Genomic DNA, 18426 nt, shown 5'->3' with positions numbered 1-18426 from the left:
CGATGAATATCTCTAAACCACCGGCCCGGACACAAGCCGCGGGCGGTTTTTCTCTCTGGCTGGCGCGTATGCAGATGGCCCATGGCCGCAAGCTGGTCATTGCGATGCCTTACGTCTGGCTGATCCTGCTGTTTTTACTCCCGTTCCTGATCGTCTTTAAAATCAGCCTGGCGGAAATGGCGCGGGCGATCCCGCCCTATACCGAACTGATGGAGTGGGCGGACGGGCAGCTGTCGATCACCCTGAATCTCGGTAACTTCCTGCAGCTGGCCGACGATCCGCTCTATTTCGAAGCCTATCTGCAGTCGCTCCAGGTGGCGGGGATCTCGACCCTGTGCTGTCTGCTGCTTGGCTATCCGATGGCCTGGGCGGTGGCGCACAGTAAGCCGTCAACGCGCAATATCCTGATGCTGCTGATTATTCTGCCGTCGTGGACCTCGTTCCTGATCCGCGTGTATGCCTGGATGGGGATCCTGAAAAACAACGGGGTGCTGAATAACTTCCTGATGTGGCTTGGCGTTATCGACCAGCCTCTGGCGATCCTGCATACCAATCTGGCGGTCTATATCGGCATCGTTTACGCCTATCTGCCGTTTATGGTTCTGCCTATCTATACCGCCCTGACGCGTATCGACTACTCCCTGGTCGAAGCCTCGCTGGACCTGGGCGCGCGCCCGCTGAAAACCTTCTTCAGCGTGATTGTGCCCCTGACCAAAGGCGGGATTATTGCCGGTTCGATGCTGGTGTTTATCCCGGCGGTGGGCGAGTTTGTGATCCCTGAACTGCTCGGCGGCCCGGACAGCATTATGATTGGCCGCGTGCTGTGGCAGGAGTTCTTTAATAACCGCGACTGGCCGGTGGCTTCGGCGGTGGCGATTGTGATGCTGCTGTTGCTGATTGTGCCGATCATCTGGTTCCACAAGCACCAGCAAAAACAGGGGGGAGAACACGGATGAACAATCTGCCGGTAGTGCGCTCTCCGTGGCGTATTGTGATTCTGGTGCTCGGCTTTACGTTCCTGTATGCGCCGATGCTGATGCTGGTCATCTACTCCTTTAACAGCTCGAAGCTGGTGACGGTGTGGGCGGGCTGGTCGACGCGCTGGTACGGCGAGCTGTTCCGCGACGAGGCGATGATGAGCGCCGTCGGCCTGAGCCTGACCATTGCCGCCGCCGCAGCGACGATGGCGGCGATCCTCGGGACGATTGCGGCAATGGTGCTGGTGCGCTTTGGCCGCTTCCGGGGGGCGAACGGCTTTGCCTTTATGATCACCGCGCCGCTGGTCATGCCGGATGTGATCACCGGCCTGTCGCTGCTGCTGCTGTTTGTCTCTCTGGCCCACGCTATCGGCTGGCCTGGAGATCGCGGGATGCTGACGATCTGGCTGGCCCACGTGACCTTCTGTACCGCCTACGTGGCGGTGGTGATCTCCGCGCGACTGCGCGAGCTGGATCGCGCTATTGAAGAAGCGGCGATGGATCTCGGCGCGACGCCGGTGAAGGTGTTCTTTGTGATCACCCTCCCGATGATCATGCCGGCGGTGATCTCCGGCTGGCTGCTGGCCTTTACCCTCTCCCTTGACGATCTGGTTATTGCCAGCTTCGTTTCCGGGCCGGGTGCCACCACATTACCGATGCTGGTCTTCTCCAGCGTGCGAATGGGGGTGAACCCGGAGATCAATGCCCTGGCAACGTTAATCCTCGGCGTGGTGGGGATTGTCGGTTTAATCGCCTGGTTTATTATGGCGAGAGCAGAAAAGCAGCGACTGCGTGATATCCAGCGTGCAAGGCGTGGCTGAACCTTTTAAAATCCGTCAGGATAATGACCCGGTGCCGCAATTACTGCGGCACCGTTTTCATGGAAGACGATGCTGTGGGTTTTCTTAAAAAAACGCGTTCCACTCATGCCCGGTTAAATGTGCCTGCCCTGGTTCAGGTGGCGGCTATCGCTATTATTAGCGTGCGCTGCGTTGATATGCTGATGCTGTTCAATATGCTCGGCCTGCGCGGCGCGCTGGACGTTATCCATCGCAGCGTTCAGACCTGGACTCTGACCCTGGTGTTTCTGACCAGCCTGCTGCTGTTGTTCATCGAGTTACTGTGCGCGTTCTCGCTGACCAAAGGGCGCAACTGGGCCCGCTGGCTGTTTCTCGCCACCCAGCTGGTCACTACCGCCTATCTGTGGGCGGCTTCGCTGGGCTATGGCTATCCTGAACTGTTCAGCATCCCCGGCGAATCGAAGCGGGAAATCTTCCGCTCGCTGGCGCTGCAAAAACTGCCTGACCTGCTGGTGCTGTTCCTGCTTTTTGTTCCGTCCCCCAGCCGTCGGTTTTTCCGCCTGCAATAACGGTGGTACAATCGCAGCCCCAAAAATTGCGAAGGTTTTACTATGCAGTGCGCACTCTATGACGCCGGTCGCTGTCGTTCCTGTCAGTGGATTGAACAGCCGGTTTCCCGCCAGCTTACCGCCAAAATAAACGACCTGCAGACCCTGCTGGATGCATTCCCGGCGGCGGAGTGGTGCGCACCGGTCAGCGGCCCGGAGCAGGGCTTTCGCAATAAAGCCAAAATGGTGGTCAGCGGCAGCGTAGAAAAGCCGTTGCTGGGAATGCTGCACCGCGACGGCAGCCCGGAAGATCTGACCGACTGCCCGCTCTACCCGGACGCCTTCACCCCGGTTTTCAGCCTCCTGAAACCCTTTATCGCCCGCGCCGGACTGACGCCCTATAACGTGGCCCGCAAACGCGGCGAGCTGAAGTATCTGCTGCTGACCGAAAGCCAGCTCGACGGCGGCATGATGCTGCGCTTTGTGCTGCGTTCAACCGCCAAGCTGGAACAGCTCCGGGCGGCGCTGCCCTGGCTACAGCAGCAGCTTCCACAGCTGAAGGTGATTACCGCCAATATACAGCCGGTGCATATGGCCATTATGGAAGGGGAAGAGGAGATCTTTCTCAGCGGCGAACAGGCGCTGGCGGAGAACTTTAACGGCGTGCCCCTGTGGATCCGTCCGCAAAGCTTCTTCCAGACTAACCCGGCCGTTGCCAGCCAGCTATACGCCACGGCGCGGGACTGGGTGCGTGCGCTACCGGTTAATCATATGTGGGATCTGTTCTGCGGGGTGGGCGGTTTTGGCCTGCACTGCGCCACGCCTGAGATGACCCTGACCGGGATTGAGATTGCCCCTGAGGCGATTGCCAGCGCGAAACAGTCGGCGGCCGCGCTGGGGCTCACCCGCCAGCATTTCCAGGCCCTGGATTCCACGCAGTTTGCCACCGCCCAGGGCGAGGTGCCGGATCTGGTGCTGGTCAACCCGCCGCGACGCGGTATCGGGCGTGAGCTGTGCGATTATCTGAGTCGGATGGCGCCCGCGTTTATCGTCTACTCCAGCTGCAATGCGCAAAGTATGGCGCGGGACTTTCAGTTTTTACCTGGCTACCGGCTGGAGAGGGTTCAGCTGTTCGATATGTTCCCGCATACGGCGCACTATGAAGTGCTTACGTTGTTGATAAAGAAATAAAAAAAGCCGCTGATGCGGCTTTATTTTTTTTAGCAGTTTGCTTACTGCGGGAACCACTGGTCGTTAATTTTCTGCCAGCTGCCGTCGGCTTTAATCGCGGCCAGCGCGGCGTTCAGTTTTTCCAGCAGGGCAGTATTGTCCTGACGCACGGCGATGCCCAGACCGGTGCCGAAGTACTGCGGGTCGGTCACTTTATCAGTGGCGGTGCCCAGCTGCGGGTTGGTTTTCAGCCACTCGTTTACGACCGCGGTGTCACCAAAGACGCCGTCGATACGGCCATTTTTCAGGTCGATAATCGCGTTCTGGTAGCTGTCATAGGCTACGGTTTTCACTTCAGGATGCTTATCCTGGAGATATTTCTGGTGGGTGGTGCCGTTTTCCATCCCGATACGCTTGCCGGTCAGTTCGGCGAAGGACTTATAGGCGTCTTTTTTGGCAATCACGACCGCAGAGTTGGCGTAGTACGGTGCGGTAAATGAAACCTGCTTGCTGCGCTCCGGGGTGATATCCATTCCGGAAATTACCGCGTCATATTTCTTAAATTTCAGCGATGGGATCAGACTGTCGAATGCATGGTTGGTAAAGGTGCATTCGGCCTGCATTTGCTTACAGAGCGCTTTGGCGAGGTCGATATCAAAACCGACGATCTGATTGCTTGCATCCAGAGATTCAAACGGCGGGTAGGTCGCGGAGACGCCGAAGTTGATTTTGTCTGCGGCAGTCGCGCCGGTAGCAAAGGTAGCAAGCAATGCGGCCAGAATGATTTTTTTCATGATGGGATCCCGTCTGTCAGTCTTATGATTTTATGTGCCGTGTCTGCGGCGTGAAAACACAATGCCACCAAATGAATTTATATTCAATATTTATGATTATTTATTTTTATGCGGGTAAAGAAAAGGCGGGATAAACCCGCCTTGAGAAGTGTTAGTTGCGGCGTTCAAACGCCAGCGCTCTTCGCTCGACCATCCGCATCATCAGGGTTAGCAACCCATTGACAACTAAATAGATAAGGCCTGCCGCGCCGAATACCGTGACGTCGTAGGTTCGACCGTACAGCAGCTGCCCGTGACCCATCACTTCCATCAATGTAATGGTGTAGGCCAGCGAGGTGCTTTTGAATACCAGCACCACTTCGTTGGAGTACGAAGAGAGGGCGCGTTTAAAAGCATAAGGCAGTAGAATCGCCAGGGTATCTTTTTTGCTCATCCCCAGGGCACCGCAGGACTGCCACTGGCCTTCTGGAATAGCGCGGATTGCCCCGTAGAACAGCTGGGTGGTGTAGGCCGCGCTGTTTAACGACAGGGCCAGCAGCGCGCAGAGCCAGGGCTCAGACAGCAGATGCCAGAGAACCGGATACTCCTGCAGGGTCGGGAACTGGCCCGGCCCGTAGTAGATCAGGAAGATCTGCACCAGCAGCGGCGTACCGGTAAACAGGGTGATATAGCCGCGCACCAGCCACACCAGAACCGGCGTTTTCAGCGTCAGCACAATGGTGAACAGCACCGACAGGATCAGCGCAGCGACAATGGAGGCTACCGTCAGCGTCAGGCTGGTCTGCAGCCCCTTCATCAGTTCGGGTAAATACTCAAGCATCAGCCCGGCCTCCGTTCAAAGCGGGTGGCACGCAGGTCAATGCGTTTAAGAATGTACTGACTGATCAGGGTGATCACCAGGTAGATGGCCGCTGCGATGATATACCAGTTAAATGGCTCCTGGGTGCGGGTGGCAATGCTTTTGGTTTGCAGCATCAGATCGTTAACGCTGATCAGCGACACCAGAGCGGTATCCTTGAGCAAGACCAGCCACTGGTTGCCCAGCCCCGGCAGCGCATGACGCCACATTTGCGGCATCACCAGACGGAAGAAGATCGCGCTTTTCGACAGGCCCAGTGCCTGACCGGACTCCCACTGGCCCAGCGGCACCGCCTTCAGCGCGCCGCGCAGGGTCTGCGAGGCGTAGGCGGCATAGAGCAGGGAGAGGGCAATCACGCCGCACAGGAACGGGCTGACGTCAAAGTTCTCGATCTGCATCTGTACCGGGATCTGCACCACGCCGAGATTGAGCGTGAAGCCGTCAGACAGCATTAACAGCAGCTGTGACGAACCGAAATAGATAAACAGGACCACCAGAATTTCCGGTAGTCCACGCAGAACGGTGACCAGCGCTGACCCGGTCCAGGCGACGGCGCGCCATTTAGCCGACTCCCATACCGCAAAGATCATCGCCAGTGCCAGGCCGATGACCAGCGCACAAACGGCAAGGCCGACGGTCATTCCGGCGGCGCTCGCTAAGGGAAAAAATTCGTTCATTCAGCTTACTTCTGGAACCATTTTTTGTAGATGGATTCGTAGGTGCCATCCTTCTTCACTTTATCCAGCGCAGCGTTGAATTTCTGCTGCAGGTCGGTATTGCCCTGACGTAAGGCAATGCCCAGACCGGTGCCGAAGTAGTCTTTATCCGTGACTTTATCGCCCACGGCGGCCAGTTTGGCGTTCTCTTTCAGCCATTCGGTCACCACAGCGGTATCACCGAAGACGGCATCGATACGGCCGTTCTGCAGATCCAGCTTCGCATTCTGGTAGCTGTCGTAAGGAACAGTGGTCACGTCAGGGTATTTATCGTTGATAAATTTCTGATGCGTGGTGCCGTTCTGCACGCCCACTTTTTTCCCTTTCAGCTGGTCAATGGCGGTGAATTTACCCTGCTGACCCACAAAGAGTGCCGAGTTGTCATAGTAAGCGTTGGTGAACAGCACCTGCTTCTGACGCTCCGGGGTGATATCCATACCGGCCATCACCGCGTCGAAACGACGGAATTTCAGGCTCGGGATCAGGCTGTCGAAGGCCTGATTGGTGAAGGTACAGGTGGCGTCGATCTCTTTACACAGGGCGTTAGCCAGATCCACGTCAAAACCGACGATCTTGTTGCTGGCATCTACCGACTCAAACGGAGGGTAGGAAGCTTCGGTAGCGAAACGAATAGTCTGAGCCGCAGAAGCGGAAAGGCTGACGCTGGCAAGCAGCGTGGCGATCAATACTTTTTTCATTGTCATTGTCACGATTCTCAGTGTGAAAGGTAGTGTTTAAAGGCGTCGGTCTGCGGCGCGCTAAAGCAACTCGCATCCCCCTGCTCGACGATATGACCGTTCTCCATATAAATCACGCGGCTGGCGGTTTTACGCGCCACTTCCACTTCATGGGTCACGATCACCTGAGTAATCTTTGTGTGCGCCAGTTCGCGAATGATGCTGACGATCTGGGCGGTAATTTCCGGGTCCAGTGCGGCAGTCGGCTCATCGAACAGCAGAATTTGCGGCTCCATCATCAGCGCACGGGCAATGGCGACGCGCTGCTGCTGACCACCGGAAAGGTGCAGCGGATAGCGATCGCTATAGGGCTTCAGGCGCAGACGATCCAGCAGCTTTTCCGCACGGGCCAGCGCCTGCTCTTTGCTCAAACCCAGCACGCGGCAGGGGGCTTCGATCAGATTCTGGATAACCGTCAGGTGCGGCCACAGGTTGTACTGCTGGAACACCATCCCCACGTTCTGACGCAGTTCACGGATCGCCTTATCGGAAGGCGTTTTGGCGAAATCAAAGTGATTACCGGCAATGTTCAGAGTGCCTGAACGCGGCATTTCCAGCAGGTTGAGCACGCGCAGCAGCGAGCTTTTGCCCGCGCCGCTTGGCCCGAGCAGGACCAGCGTTTCACCCTGTGGGCAGTCTAGTGTGATGTCAAACAGCGCCTGGTGTGCGCCGTAGAAGCAGTTAATGCCGTTTAATTGAATACTCATCGATACTCGTCATGCTTCTGGTTGCGGATGCGATCGCTGCATGCAACGGATTTATTCTTCGCCCTGAGCACGCGGCCAGGGACTGACTCACTTGCCGCTGTCCTGTTACCCGACCGGATTCATCGTGCCGACAGCCTGCTAGCTATTGAGGCCGCAAATAGTAACGTTCGCAGAATAGTTATGCAATATTTATGCGTTAAAACGTAAATGTAAACTGCATAACTCTTTAAACTTAGCACAAAATAGGGTCGCCTGAGGGGGGCAAGGATAAATGTCGGCATTCGTTTCTGAATGCCGGACATTTGGCGGAGATTCGGGATTTGTCGTGGGCTTAACGTTTTTCCAACGACTGGCGCAGAGTGCCCGCCGGTGCCTGTCCGCCGCCGCTGGCGTAACGGATATCATCGACCGCCCAGCACTGGCCTTCGCGGATCATCAGCACTTCATCCTGCCAGCGGGTATCGCCCTGTTTCAGCGCCACCCGCAGGGGGATATTACGCGCATCGGTATTGGGGATGGTCGAGGCGCTGGCAACGTCGGCGCTCTCCGGTACGATCCCGCGTCCGGAGAAAAGATCGCCGCGCAGTAACGCGCTGCGCTGTGGGTCGCGGCTGGCATCATCGAGGAGTTTCGCCAGATCGTCACTCAGCCAGGGGCGAAGAGTGTTAAGATCGCCCCCGCATTTTTCAATGCGGGTATCATAGAACGCCTGGGCGACCGTATCCGGTCCGCCGTCAACGCACGGCCCGCTGCGCGTGCCAATATCCTTAAAGGCGGGCGTAACGCTGGTACAGGCGCTGAGCGCGAGCGCGCAGGGAATAATAAATGCCAGGGTGTAGCGCATGATGATTTCCTTATGGGCTGACGATGTTGTTAGTATCATTCAAGCTTAGCGCATCGGTTTGATCTTGTTTGACTATCCGCGCCGTTGCGCGTTACACGAAAAGGAGCGACAGAATGCAATTTTCTACTACCCCGACGCTGGAAGGCCAGCCGATTACCGGGTACTGCGGCGTGGTTGTCGGGGAAGCGATTCTCGGGGCCAATATTTTCCGCGACATGATGGCTGGCGTGCGCGATATCGTGGGTGGCCGCTCCGGCGCCTATGAAAAAGAGCTGCGCAAAGCCCGTGAGATAGCGTTTAAAGAGCTGGGCGAGCAGGCCGCAGCCCTGGGCGCGGACGCGGTGGTCGGGATTGATATTGACTATGAAACCGTGGGCAAAAACGGCAGCATGCTGATGGTCAGCGTCAGCGGGACCGCGGTCAAAACCCGCCGATGAAACGGCTTCTTCTCTCCGGCCTGCTGGCGATGCTGCTGGCCGGCTGCGCCGCTGAAAAGGGGATTATCGATACCCCGCACTATCAGCTGGATACCCGCAATCAGGCTCAGGCGGCCTACCCGCGAGTGAAAGTGCTGGTGATTCACTACACCGCGGAAGGGTTTGATTCTTCCCTGGCGACGCTGACGGATAAACACGTCAGCTCCCACTATTTGATCCCGGCGGTGCCGTCGCTGCATCAGGGCAAGCCGCGTATCCTGCAGCTGGTTCCCGAAGAATCCCTGGCCTGGCACGCGGGCGCCAGCGCCTGGCGCGGGGCTACGCGGCTTAACGATACCTCGGTCGGCATTGAGCTGGAGAATATCGGCTGGCGCACCGCCGGGGCGGGCAAGCAGTTTGCGCCCTTTGAACCCGCGCAGATTGCGGCGCTGATCCCGCTGATGAGGGATATTATCGCCCGCTATAACATTAAGCCGCAGGATGTTGTGGCCCATGCGGATATCGCCCCGCAGCGCAAAGACGATCCCGGCCCGCTGTTCCCCTGGAGCCAGCTGGCTGCACAGGGCATCGGGGCCTGGCCTGAGGCCTCGCGGGTGGCGTTTTATCTGCAGGGGCGCTCCCCGACGCAAACGGTGGACAGCGCGCTGCTGCTCGACCTGCTGGCGCGATATGGCTACGACGTGAAGGCGGATATGACGCCCGCGCAGCAGAAGCGGGTCATCATGGCGTTTCAGATGCATTTTCGCCCGGCGTTGTGGAACGGGATTGCCGATGCGGAAAGCCTGGCGATTGTCGAAGCGTTGTTGGAAAAATATGGTCAGGCGGGCTAATGGTCGCCCCCTTTGTTATGACGAGGTCAATGGAGATGTTTCGTATTATCACCGCCGCGCTGCTGATGGCGGCGTCATTTGCCCACGCTGCGCCAGTTCCTGCGCCAGCGGCAACGCCAACTTATCGCTGCTCCTACTGGGATAAAGCGGGAGACAGCGTGGAAACGCTGGAGACCTGTGTGGAAGTCCGGGACGGCAAGCTGGTGTTTTTACCCGCGCTGTTTGAGAAAACGCACGATGTCGACGGAATGTCCTGGGTTGGCCTGTATGACTACACCCGCGAAGCGGGGCTGCTGGACGTGGACTACTATGTGCGCGGGCCGGATAACTACCTGCCGGTGCTCCATTATGATAATGGTCCGGACTGGTTTGTCGAAGGGCTGGTGCGTTCCCGACAGAATGGCAAAATCGGCTTCTGGGATGACAGCTTTAAAAACCGTATCCCCGCGCAGTTTGACTACGCCGGGCAGTTCAAAGGCGGGAAAGCGCTGGTCTGTACCGGCTGCACACCACAGCGCGAAGGCGAACATATTACGCTGGTGGGCGGCGAGTGGTACTACATCGATAAAAGCGGCCAGCGCGTTTCCGAGGTGAAATCCGCGCCGTTCTGATCCCGTCAGCGGGGCAGTTTACCGTGGTCTTTTAGCCAGTACGCCGTGCGTTCGATCCCTTCATCGAGGGTCACAATCGGCGTATAACCCAACTCCTGCCGGGCGCGGGAGATATCCAGGGTAAAATCAAAATTGAGCTTTGATACGCCGTAATGGGTAAAGGCGGGCTCTTTGGCACGCTTGTCACCAAAACGCTCCATGCTGCGGGCAACCATATCCAGCATGGCGTAGGGCACCGAGCGGATACGGCAGGGAATGTTCAGCTCATCGATAAGCTTCTGCACGATGCTGCGCAGGGTGCGCGACTCGCCGTTGGTGATATTGTACGCCCGACCCGACGGCAGCCCGTCGCAGGCCGGCTGGCTGGCCAGCCACATGGCGTGCACCGCGTTTTCGTAATAGGTCATATCCACCTTCGCTTCGCCACCGCGCGGCAGCAGGACGCTGCCGTAGTGGTGCATCATCTGCGCGAGGCGCGGAATCAACACCTTGTCGTGGGGACCAAACAGACTTTGCGGCCGCAGTACGGTAAAGCGGGTCTGGGGATTGGCCTGCGCCAGCAGGGCGATCACCTCTTCCGCGGCCGCTTTGCTGCGGGCAAACTCATTGGCGCAGCGCCGGGGGCGGAAATCCTCGGCGATATCGCGGCGGTGGTGATAGTCAAAATAGAGCGACGGGGAAGAGATATGAATGAAGTTGCGGACACCCCAGGCCACGGCCCACTCCCCGAGACGACGGGTGGCACGCACGTTCGCCAGGTCGAAGACCTGCTGGGTGCCCCAGGGCGAGGTAAAGCTGGAGCAGTGCCACAGGGTGTCAATATCGGCGAGCATCACCTTGGCCTGGGAGGAGACCAGCTCGGTCAGGTCTGCGTGAACAAACTCTGCGCCCATCTTTTGCAGTAGCTTGCCCATTGCCGCGTTGCGACCGGTGGCCCTGACGCTGATACCTTTATTGCGCAGGTATTCCACCGCGTTACGACCCAGACCGCTGGTGGCGCCGGTGACCAGTACCTTCATATCAATCCGCTGTATATTGAAGAATTTTGTGCGCATTCTTCCGTGAATTACGCCGCTATGCAATGGGAAACGTGAAAGAATCTACCGTATCCCCTTTATTCTTCAGGTTGCCTCAGCGCTGTAAAAATGCGCGCCAGTGGTTGACCACCTCCATCAGCTGTGCCCGGCTGACATCGAGATGGGTGACCAGACGTACGACAGGAGAGGCGTTGATCAGCACGCCGCGAGCCTGCATAAACTCGCCGAGCGCGGCGGCGTTTTCCGTCCCGACCCGGACAAACAGCATATTGGTGTCGTGACGCGTCACATCGGCCCCAATCTCGCGAAGCTGTGTCGCCAGCCATGCGGCGTTGTCATGATCGTCCTGTAAACGGGCAACGTTATGCTGAAGTGCGTACATGCCCGCCGCGGCCAGAATCCCCGCCTGACGCATGCCGCCGCCGGTCATCTTGCGCCAGCGGGTGGCGCGTTTGATATAGTCCCGGCTACCCACCAGAAGCGATCCTACCGGCGCGCCCAGGCCTTTTGACAGGCAAATGGTGAAGGTATCGCAGTAGCGGGTCACCTCCTCCAGAGAGCAGCCATAGGCGACCACCGCGTTAAAAATACGGGCACCGTCAACGTGCAGCGCCAGATCGTGCTCGCGGGTAAAATCCCATGCCTGCTGCAGATAGTCTCGCGGCAGCACTTTGCCGTTGTGGGTATTTTCCAGGCTTAACAGGCGGGTGCGGGCAAAATGGATATCGTCGGGTTTAATTTTAGCGGCCACTTTGTCCAGCGGCAGGGTGGCATCGACGGCGGCGTCGATAGGCTGAGGCTGGATGCTGCCGAGCACCGCCGCGCCACCGGCTTCATAGAGATAATTATGCGCGCCCTGGCCGACGATATACTCTTCGCCGCGCTCGCAGTGGCTGAGCAGCGCGACCAGATTGGCCTGGGTGCCGGTCGGCAGGAACAGGGCCGCCTCTTTGCCCGCCAGTTCGGCAGCGTAGCGCTGCAGCTCATTGACGGTCGGGTCATCGCCGTAGACATCATCGCCGACCGGTGCGGACATCATGGCGTCCAGCATGGCACGGTCAGGGCGGGTTACGGTATCGCTGCGTAAATCGATCACGGCATTTCCTTTTTTTCTTCAGAGTGATGTTCCTGTTGTACCCGAGGTGCGTGTTTTTCGCTACTCCGTTTGCCGGGCATGATGAACTTCACATTATTTGGCTGATTTATGGGTCAATTACCTCTTATAAAATAGGGCTATCTTTGTGAGTATTTTCAGCCTATTCTCATCGCACAATAAACGAAAACAGGAATCATTTCAGATGGTTAAATCCTTGTTAAATGCTGTTAATAAAATGTTTTCTAATGATGACCTCGGTAAACTACTGCTGCGCTTCTCGGTGGGCGGACTGATGCTGTTTCACGGCATTCATAAGCTGATTGACGGCGTAGGAGGCATTGCCGGAATGCTGGCGGCAAAAGGATTGCCTGAGTTTATTGCCTATGGCGTGCTTGTTGGTGAAGTGGTTGCGCCGATTTTGATCATTCTCGGCATTCTGACGCGTCCGGCGGCACTGACGCTGGCCTTCACCATGGTGGTGGCGTGGCTGATGGTCGGTGTGGGTAAAACCTGGGCGCTGGATAAAACCGGAGCCTGGGCGATTGAAAGCATGGCTTATTTCTTTATTGCGGCGATTGCGATTGCCTATCTCGGCGCCGGACGTTACGCCCTGGCCCGCGACAGCGCCTGGCGCTAACCGCCCTGGCAGCATAAAAGCGCCGTCCGAACTCGGGCGGCGTTTTTTTATTTACGGCTGGCTCAGGCCCAGGCGGTCGTAGCCCTGACGGCGATAGTTCAGCGCCGATATCCCCCAGAACACCACGAAGATAGCGACGGCGGCGTAGCCCACGCTGCCCATATTCTCATTGAGGCTCTCAACAATTCCCCACAGGCCGCCGTGCAGATCCAGCTTATCCGCCATCAGCCCCAGGGCTTCCAGGCCGCCGATAAACAGGGCAATCACCACGCTGGTGGCGGTAATGGTCATATTGTAATAGAGCTTGCGCACCGGCTTATCGAACGCCCAGCCGTAGGCACCGATCATCACCAGGTTATCGAGAGAGTCGATCAGCGCCATGCCGCTGGCAAACAGGGCCGGAAAGATCAGAATGCTCCACACGGACATCCCGGAGGAGGCACCGGCGGCGGACATGCCTAACAGACCGATCTCCGTGGCGGTATCAAACCCCAGCCCGAACAGAAATCCCACCAGATACATCTGCCAGCTTTTATTCACCAGATTAAACGCGAAGCGAAACAGGCGGCTCATGATGCCCCCCTCAACCGCAATCTCTCCGCTGGCGTCGGTAAAGTGTTCACCGCGTTTTAGCCGCTGGAAACGACGGTAGACGTCGCGCAGGATCAGCGTATTCAGCAGCGCCATAACCAGTAAAAATAGGGCGGAAACCAGCGTGCCAATCGTGCTGCCGTACTCGTGCAGCCAGCCGATTTTATTGCCGAAGACCAGTGAGGTCGCGGCGATGGCCACGCAGGCCAGGATCACAATGCTGGAGTGGCCAAGGGAGAAGAAGGCTCCGACGGAGACCGGGCGCTGTCCCTGCTGCATCAGCTTGCGCGTCACGTTATCAATCGCGGCAATATGATCGGCATCCACGGCGTGGCGCAGGCCGTAGCCGTAGGCCAGAAGGGCGGCGGCGATCAGCGCGGCATTGCCGTGAAACACCACCAGCGCCCAGCACCAGGCCAGCAGGTTAATCACCACCAGGCCAAAGATCAGCCAGGACGCCCGGCGGTGAGTGTTGAAAAGGTTACGGTTAATCATGAGGATCCTTATTTGGGGTCGAGAAAGAGGGGCACTGTCGACGGGCGCAGGCGACGATCGCCTGGCCCAGCGCCAGCCCACCGTCACCGGCCGGAATGGTCTGTGGTGACAGGACGTGGAATGGGGCTAAATAGTGCGTCAGGCGCTGACGCAGGAGCGAGTTATGCAGCACGCCGCCACCGAGAGCGATGGTTTTGATGCCGGTGCGGGCGGCGTAATAGTGGGCCAGGTCGGCAAAGCCCCGGGCCAGCGCATCATGAAACGCAAAGGCGCGCTCGGCGGGCGAAGCCTGCCAGTCGAGCCACTGCTGCCAGAAGCGGGCTAAATCAAGAAATGTCCCCTGAAGGGTATGCCGCAAGGGGATCGTTACCGGATGAACGCTGATCTGCGCCTGGTGGGCCAGCGCCTCCAGACGGCAGGCGGCTTCGCCCTGCCAGCTGAGCTGTTCTGGCGCGCAGCCCTGCGCGGCGGCGACGGCGTCGAACAGGCGTCCGCAGGAAGAGGCGAGCGGGGCGTTTATTCCGGCGGTGATGGCCCGGGACAGGGGCTGCCACGGATGAGGTCGTAACGCTTCTGCCTGCGGACGCTGCGGCCAGTCCGGCACAAAGGCCTGCCACTGGGCCAGCAGATTGCGCCAGGGTTCCCGCGCCGCCCTGTCGCCGCCCGGCAGGGCGACCGGAGGTAAACCGCCGAGATGCTGACAGTCATGGTAATCAACCAGCAGGCATTCGCCTCCCCACAGTGCGCCTTCTGCGCCATATCCCAGACCGTCCAGCGCCAGACCAATAACCTTTCCGCCCTCCAGCGGCCAGCGATGCTCTGCCAGACAGGCGGCGATATGGGCATGGTGGTGCAGGATCCCGGTCATCGGGATAGGGTTGTTTTTCGCTGTCGCTAAGGCCGGGTGGGCATCGTGGGCGATAAGCTGCGGGGTGCAGTCATACAGCTGCTGAAAATGCGCGATGGCCTGCCGCCGCTGCTGCGCAATATCGCTTTCGGCGACGGAGCCAAAGTGGGTGCTAAGGATCATCTCCTCACCCCGCACCAGACAGAAAGTATTATTCCGCTCCCCGCCCAGCGCCAGCAGCGGCGGCTGCCGGGCAAAACCCGGCGGCAACGGCAGAGCGTCGGGAACGTAGCCGCGTGACCGACGCAAAACGGTAAACGGCGCAGGGTGCACCAGGGAGTCGTCGGCACGCTGGACAATATCGCGGTTGTGCAGCAGCCAGAGATCGGCGATACCGCTGAGCTGCTGCAGGGCGTCAGTATTCGTCAGTACCGGCGCACGGCCGGTGGCGTTGCCGGAGGTCATCACCAGCGGGGTCTGACAGGCCCGGAGCAGCAGGTGATGCAGCGGGGTAAAGGGCAGCATCAGGCCAACCTCATCCAGCCCCGGCGCGATAGCCGGACAAAGCGAGGAGGTCGCACTTTTGCGGACAAGAACAATGGGCGCGGCGGGAGACTGCAGCAGATCGCGGATTTCCGCCACGGCAGCGTCTGCGCTGCACTCTGCCAGCCAGTCGAGATCCGGCAGCATGACCGCCAGCGGTTTGGTGGGTCGCCTTTTGCGCGCACGCAGGCGCTGCACCGCGTCCTGCTGACGGGCATCGCAGGCCAGATGAAATCCGCCGAGGCCCTTAATCGCCACGATTTCGCCCGCCCGCAGCGCCTCGACCGCAGACGCAATGGCCCGTTCGTCCTGTGCCAGCGCCACGCCATCCTGGCGCGTGGCGCTGACCTGCGGCCCGCAGCGCGGGCAGGCAACCGGCTGGGCGTGAAAGCGCCTGTCGGCAGGGTTGTCATACTCCTGCTGGCAGGCGGAGCAGAGGGGAAATTCCGCCATGCTGGTAGCCGGGCGGTCATAGGGCATGGCGCGGATCAGCGTAAAGCGGGGTCCGCAATGGGTGCAGTTGGTAAAGGCATAGCCGAAGCGACGATCGCCGGGACGGGTAATATCCTTGATGCACTCGGGGCAGGTAGCCGCGTCGGGCACAACCTGGGTATCCATCCGGCTTCGCTGACTGTCGGCGATGGTGAACCTGGCAGGCGGCGACGGCCAGTCGAACGGCTCCACGCTGACGTTGTCAATGCGTGCCAGAGGCGGGCAGCCTTGCCTCAGCTGCTGGAGAAACCGGTCAATATTGACCGGCGGGTGTAATCTGATCTCGACACCGGCGCTGTCATTTCTGACCTCGCCGCACAGCCGCAGGCGCTCCGCCAGCTGCCAGACAAAGGGGCGGAAACCCACGCCCTGAACCTTGCCGCTGACGCGTATTCTCAGGCCTGAATCAACCATGATGTCTTCCTTACCCCTCAGACCCTGAGCAGAGGGCCTGAGGGCGTGGTTTAAATATTGACGGCCGGGATCACATCTTCAACGGCAGCGCGCAGACGCGCTTTCATCTCGCTGTAGGTCTGGCGAGCGAAGTTTTCTGCCCAGTGTTGATCGTTGATGCGCTCGACTTTTACCGCGCAATATTTGGTTTCCGGCGTTTTGGATACCGGATCCAGATTTTCCTGGGTCAGTTCGTTACAGGCCCCGATCCACCATTGATAGGTCATATACACTGCGCCAATATTGATGCGCTCGTTATAGTTGGCCCGCGAAATAACCTTGCCGCGCCGTGACGCGACCCAGACCAGCTGCTGGTCGCGGATCCCGAGCGCCTGCGCATCCTGTGGGTGCATCTGTACGAAGCCCGGCTCATCGGCCAGCGTTTGCAGGGCGGCGCAGTTGCCGGTCATTGAGCGGCAGGAGTAGTGGCCCACTTCGCGCACGGTACAGAGCACCAGCGGATAGTCGCCGTCCGGTATCTCCGCCGGGGCGCGCCAGGGCGCGGCAAACAGCTGGCCTTTACCGGAAGGCGTGGTGAAGTGATTGTCCTGATACAGATACTGGGTGCCGGGGCTGTCGAGGGTGGTACAGGGCCACTGGACATGTCCCAGAGTGCCCATTTTTTCGTAGGTTGCCCCGTAGAATAACGGACACAGCTCGCGCATTTCGTCCCAGATCTGCTGATTGTCGGTGTAGTGCATCGGGTAGCCCAGCTCGGTGGCCAGCAGGCTAATAATTTCCCAGTCGCGTTTGACGTTATATTGCGGCTCGATGGCTTTTTCGAAGCGCTGGAAGCCACGGTCGGCACAGGAGAACACGCCGCCATGCTCGCCCCAGGAGGTGGCGGGCAGGATCACATCGGCCTGTTCGGCGGTTTTGGTCATAAAGATGTCCTGCACCACCACGAAATCCAGCGCCTCAAAGCCTTTACGTACCAGGCTTAAATCTGCCTCGGTCTGTAACGGATCCTCGCCCATGATGTAGTAGGCTTTGACATGGCCTTCCAGCGCCAGATGTGGGATCTCGGTAATACGGTAGCCGACTTCGGCATCCATCTGGTTGACGTCAATCCCCCAGGCGTCGGCAAATTTGGCGCGTATACCCGCATCGGTGACCGACTGGTAGCCCGGGAACTCGTTCGGCAGCACGCCCATATCGCAGGCGCCCTGGACGTTATTCTGGCCGCGCACGGGGCCTACCCCAACGTTGGCGCGGCCCAGATTGCCGGTCAGCAAGGCCAGACCTGCCAGACCTTTCACCACATCGACAGCCTGACCGAACTGCGTCACACCCATGCCCCACATAATGGTGGCCGACGGCGCGGCGGCGTAGGTGCGCATTGCCTGACGGATCTGCTGAGCGGAAACGCCGGTCTGCTCTGCCACCGCTTCCGGCGAGTAGTCGGCAACCTGCTTGCGGTACTCCTCGAAGCCCTCGGTGTATTTGGCGACGTAGTCGTGATCGTACAGGTTCTCTTCGATCAAAACATGGGCAAAGGCGTTGACCAGCGCCATATTGCAGCCGTTTTTGATTTGCAGATGCTGATCGGCGATACGGGCGGTTTCGATACGGCGCGGATCGCAGACGATCACCTGCGCGCCTTTCTCTTTGGCTTTGATCACCCGGCGGGCCACGATCGGGTGCGAATCGGCGCAGTTATAGCCGATCACCAGCAGGCATTTTGAGTTCTCAATATCGCCAATGGAGTTGCTCATGGCCCCGTTGCCGAGTGTCGCCTGTAAGCCTGCCACCGACGGACCGTGACAAACGCGGGCGCAGCAGTCGACGTTGTTGGTGCCGATCACCGCCCGGGCAAACTTCTGCATCACATAGTTGGTTTCATTCCCGGTGCCGCGTGATGAGCCGGTATGCATAATGGAACGCGGGCCATGCTTCTCTTTGATCTCTTTCAGCCGACGGGCGGTATAGCGAATCGCCTCATCCCAGCTCACCGCTTCAAATTTCCCGCCTTTCTCACGGCGGATCAGGGGCTGGGTCAGGCGCGGCGTCAGCAGTTTTGTATCATTGAGGAAATCCCAGCCGTAGTAGCCTTTCAGACACAGCTCACCCTGATTGGTGACGCCGTTAGCCGCTTCGGCACGAATAATTTTGCCGTTGTCGACGACCAGATTCATTTTGCAGCCTGCTCCGCAGTATGGGCAGACGGTGGTCACTTTTTTCATGTTGTAATAGCCTCTTGCCGTG

At 58.8% G+C, this 18426-nt stretch carries 19 protein-coding genes; 8 read left to right on the top strand and 11 right to left on the bottom strand.

The genetic code is table 11. The features are described from left to right. Window positions 1-2: 2 nt before the first annotated feature. From potH to rlmC, 4 genes are read left to right on the top strand one after another with little or no spacing between them, the layout of a single operon-like run. Window positions 3-956, top strand: coding sequence for a putrescine ABC transporter permease PotH (gene potH / locus EDF81_RS09080; protein WP_123347828.1), 954 nt, complete (start codon window positions 3-5; stop codon window positions 954-956). Then, window positions 953-1798 (top strand): putrescine ABC transporter permease PotI, encoded by an 846-nt coding sequence (potI, locus tag EDF81_RS09075; protein ID WP_123347827.1) that lies wholly within the window; start codon window positions 953-955, stop codon window positions 1796-1798. The genes potH and potI overlap by 4 nt, the downstream gene beginning before the upstream one ends. Before the next feature lie 59 nt (window positions 1799-1857). Continuing rightward, entirely contained in the window at window positions 1858-2346 is a 489-nt protein-coding gene (locus tag EDF81_RS09070; RefSeq protein ID WP_184999527.1) for a YbjO family protein, read from the top strand. A 42-nt stretch (window positions 2347-2388) separates the two neighbouring features. Continuing rightward, the gene (gene rlmC / locus EDF81_RS09065; RefSeq protein WP_123347826.1) at window positions 2389-3516 is read left to right on the top strand and encodes a 23S rRNA (uracil(747)-C(5))-methyltransferase RlmC; all 1128 of its coding nucleotides are present in this window, start codon (window positions 2389-2391) and stop codon (window positions 3514-3516) included. 41 nt (window positions 3517-3557) lie between these two features. Here rlmC and artJ (EDF81_RS09060) read toward each other — a convergent pair whose 3' ends face one another. From artJ (EDF81_RS09060) to EDF81_RS09035, 6 genes are all read right to left on the bottom strand, one after another. Further along, window positions 3558-4289 carry an arginine ABC transporter substrate-binding protein ArtJ gene (gene artJ / locus EDF81_RS09060; RefSeq protein ID WP_123347825.1) on the bottom strand — a complete coding sequence of 244 codons (732 nt, stop codon included), beginning with the start codon at window positions 4287-4289 and terminating at the stop codon, window positions 3558-3560. Window positions 4290-4440: 151 nt separating this feature from the next. Then, window positions 4441-5109: an arginine ABC transporter permease ArtM gene (artM, locus tag EDF81_RS09055; RefSeq protein ID WP_123347824.1), complete on the bottom strand. Its 669-nt coding sequence runs from the start codon at window positions 5107-5109 to the stop codon at window positions 4441-4443. Continuing rightward, window positions 5109-5825: an arginine ABC transporter permease ArtQ gene (gene artQ, locus EDF81_RS09050; protein ID WP_123347823.1), complete on the bottom strand. Its 717-nt coding sequence runs from the start codon at window positions 5823-5825 to the stop codon at window positions 5109-5111. The genes artM and artQ overlap by 1 nt, the downstream gene beginning before the upstream one ends. Before the next feature lie 5 nt (window positions 5826-5830). Beyond that, window positions 5831-6562, bottom strand: a complete 732-nt coding sequence (artJ, locus tag EDF81_RS09045) for an arginine ABC transporter substrate-binding protein (protein ID WP_123349016.1) — start codon at window positions 6560-6562, stop codon at window positions 5831-5833. 17 nt (window positions 6563-6579) lie between these two features. Beyond that, window positions 6580-7308: an arginine ABC transporter ATP-binding protein ArtP gene (artP, locus tag EDF81_RS09040; protein ID WP_123347822.1), complete on the bottom strand. Its 729-nt coding sequence runs from the start codon at window positions 7306-7308 to the stop codon at window positions 6580-6582. Between the two features lie 331 nt (window positions 7309-7639). Then, window positions 7640-8152 carry a lipoprotein gene (locus EDF81_RS09035; protein ID WP_123347821.1) on the bottom strand — a complete coding sequence of 171 codons (513 nt, stop codon included), beginning with the start codon at window positions 8150-8152 and terminating at the stop codon, window positions 7640-7642. Between the two features lie 113 nt (window positions 8153-8265). On the opposite strand from EDF81_RS09035, the gene EDF81_RS09030 reads away from it, so the two are divergent. Genes EDF81_RS09030 through EDF81_RS09020 form a run of 3 tightly spaced genes read left to right on the top strand, consistent with a single transcriptional unit; the run spans window position 8266 to window position 10030 of the window. Next, window positions 8266-8589, top strand: coding sequence for a heavy metal-binding domain-containing protein (locus tag EDF81_RS09030; RefSeq protein ID WP_123347820.1), 324 nt, complete (start codon window positions 8266-8268; stop codon window positions 8587-8589). Then, window positions 8586-9419, top strand: a complete 834-nt coding sequence (locus EDF81_RS09025) for an N-acetylmuramoyl-L-alanine amidase (RefSeq protein WP_123347819.1) — start codon at window positions 8586-8588, stop codon at window positions 9417-9419. The genes EDF81_RS09030 and EDF81_RS09025 overlap by 4 nt, the downstream gene beginning before the upstream one ends. A gap of 35 nt (window positions 9420-9454) precedes the next feature. Next, on the top strand, window positions 9455-10030 hold the full coding sequence (locus EDF81_RS09020; protein ID WP_260232690.1) for a WG repeat-containing protein: 576 nt from the start codon (window positions 9455-9457) through the stop codon (window positions 10028-10030). Window positions 10031-10035: 5 nt separating this feature from the next. Here EDF81_RS09020 and EDF81_RS09015 read toward each other — a convergent pair whose 3' ends face one another. Continuing rightward, window positions 10036-11049, bottom strand: a complete 1014-nt coding sequence (locus EDF81_RS09015; protein ID WP_123349014.1) for an NAD(P)-dependent oxidoreductase — start codon at window positions 11047-11049, stop codon at window positions 10036-10038. 112 nt (window positions 11050-11161) lie between these two features. Further along, entirely contained in the window at window positions 11162-12163 is a 1002-nt protein-coding gene (ltaE, locus tag EDF81_RS09010; protein WP_123347818.1) for a low-specificity L-threonine aldolase, read from the bottom strand. Between the two features lie 202 nt (window positions 12164-12365). Here ltaE and EDF81_RS09005 point away from each other — a divergent pair, with 202 nt between their 5' ends. Further along, the gene (locus EDF81_RS09005) at window positions 12366-12800 is read left to right on the top strand and encodes a DoxX family protein (protein ID WP_123347817.1); all 435 of its coding nucleotides are present in this window, start codon (window positions 12366-12368) and stop codon (window positions 12798-12800) included. 51 nt (window positions 12801-12851) lie between these two features. On the opposite strand, the gene EDF81_RS09000 is transcribed toward EDF81_RS09005, so the two are convergent. Genes EDF81_RS09000 through fdhF form a run of 3 tightly spaced genes read right to left on the bottom strand, consistent with a single transcriptional unit; the run spans window position 12852 to window position 18404 of the window. Beyond that, window positions 12852-13886, bottom strand: a complete 1035-nt coding sequence (locus EDF81_RS09000; RefSeq protein ID WP_123347816.1) for a HoxN/HupN/NixA family nickel/cobalt transporter — start codon at window positions 13884-13886, stop codon at window positions 12852-12854. After that, entirely contained in the window at window positions 13879-16182 is a 2304-nt protein-coding gene (gene hypF / locus EDF81_RS08995; RefSeq protein ID WP_123347815.1) for a carbamoyltransferase HypF, read from the bottom strand. The genes EDF81_RS09000 and hypF overlap by 8 nt, the downstream gene beginning before the upstream one ends. 50 nt (window positions 16183-16232) lie before the next feature. Continuing rightward, window positions 16233-18404, bottom strand: coding sequence for a formate dehydrogenase subunit alpha (gene fdhF, locus EDF81_RS08990; protein ID WP_123347814.1), 2172 nt, complete (start codon window positions 18402-18404; stop codon window positions 16233-16235). Window positions 18405-18426 lie beyond the last annotated feature (22 nt).

The sequence above is a fragment of the Enterobacter sp. BIGb0383 genome, from assembly GCF_003751845.1.
GTDB lineage: Bacteria > Pseudomonadota > Gammaproteobacteria > Enterobacterales > Enterobacteriaceae > BIGb0383.
This window is presented reverse-complemented; position numbering and strand designations above follow the sequence as displayed.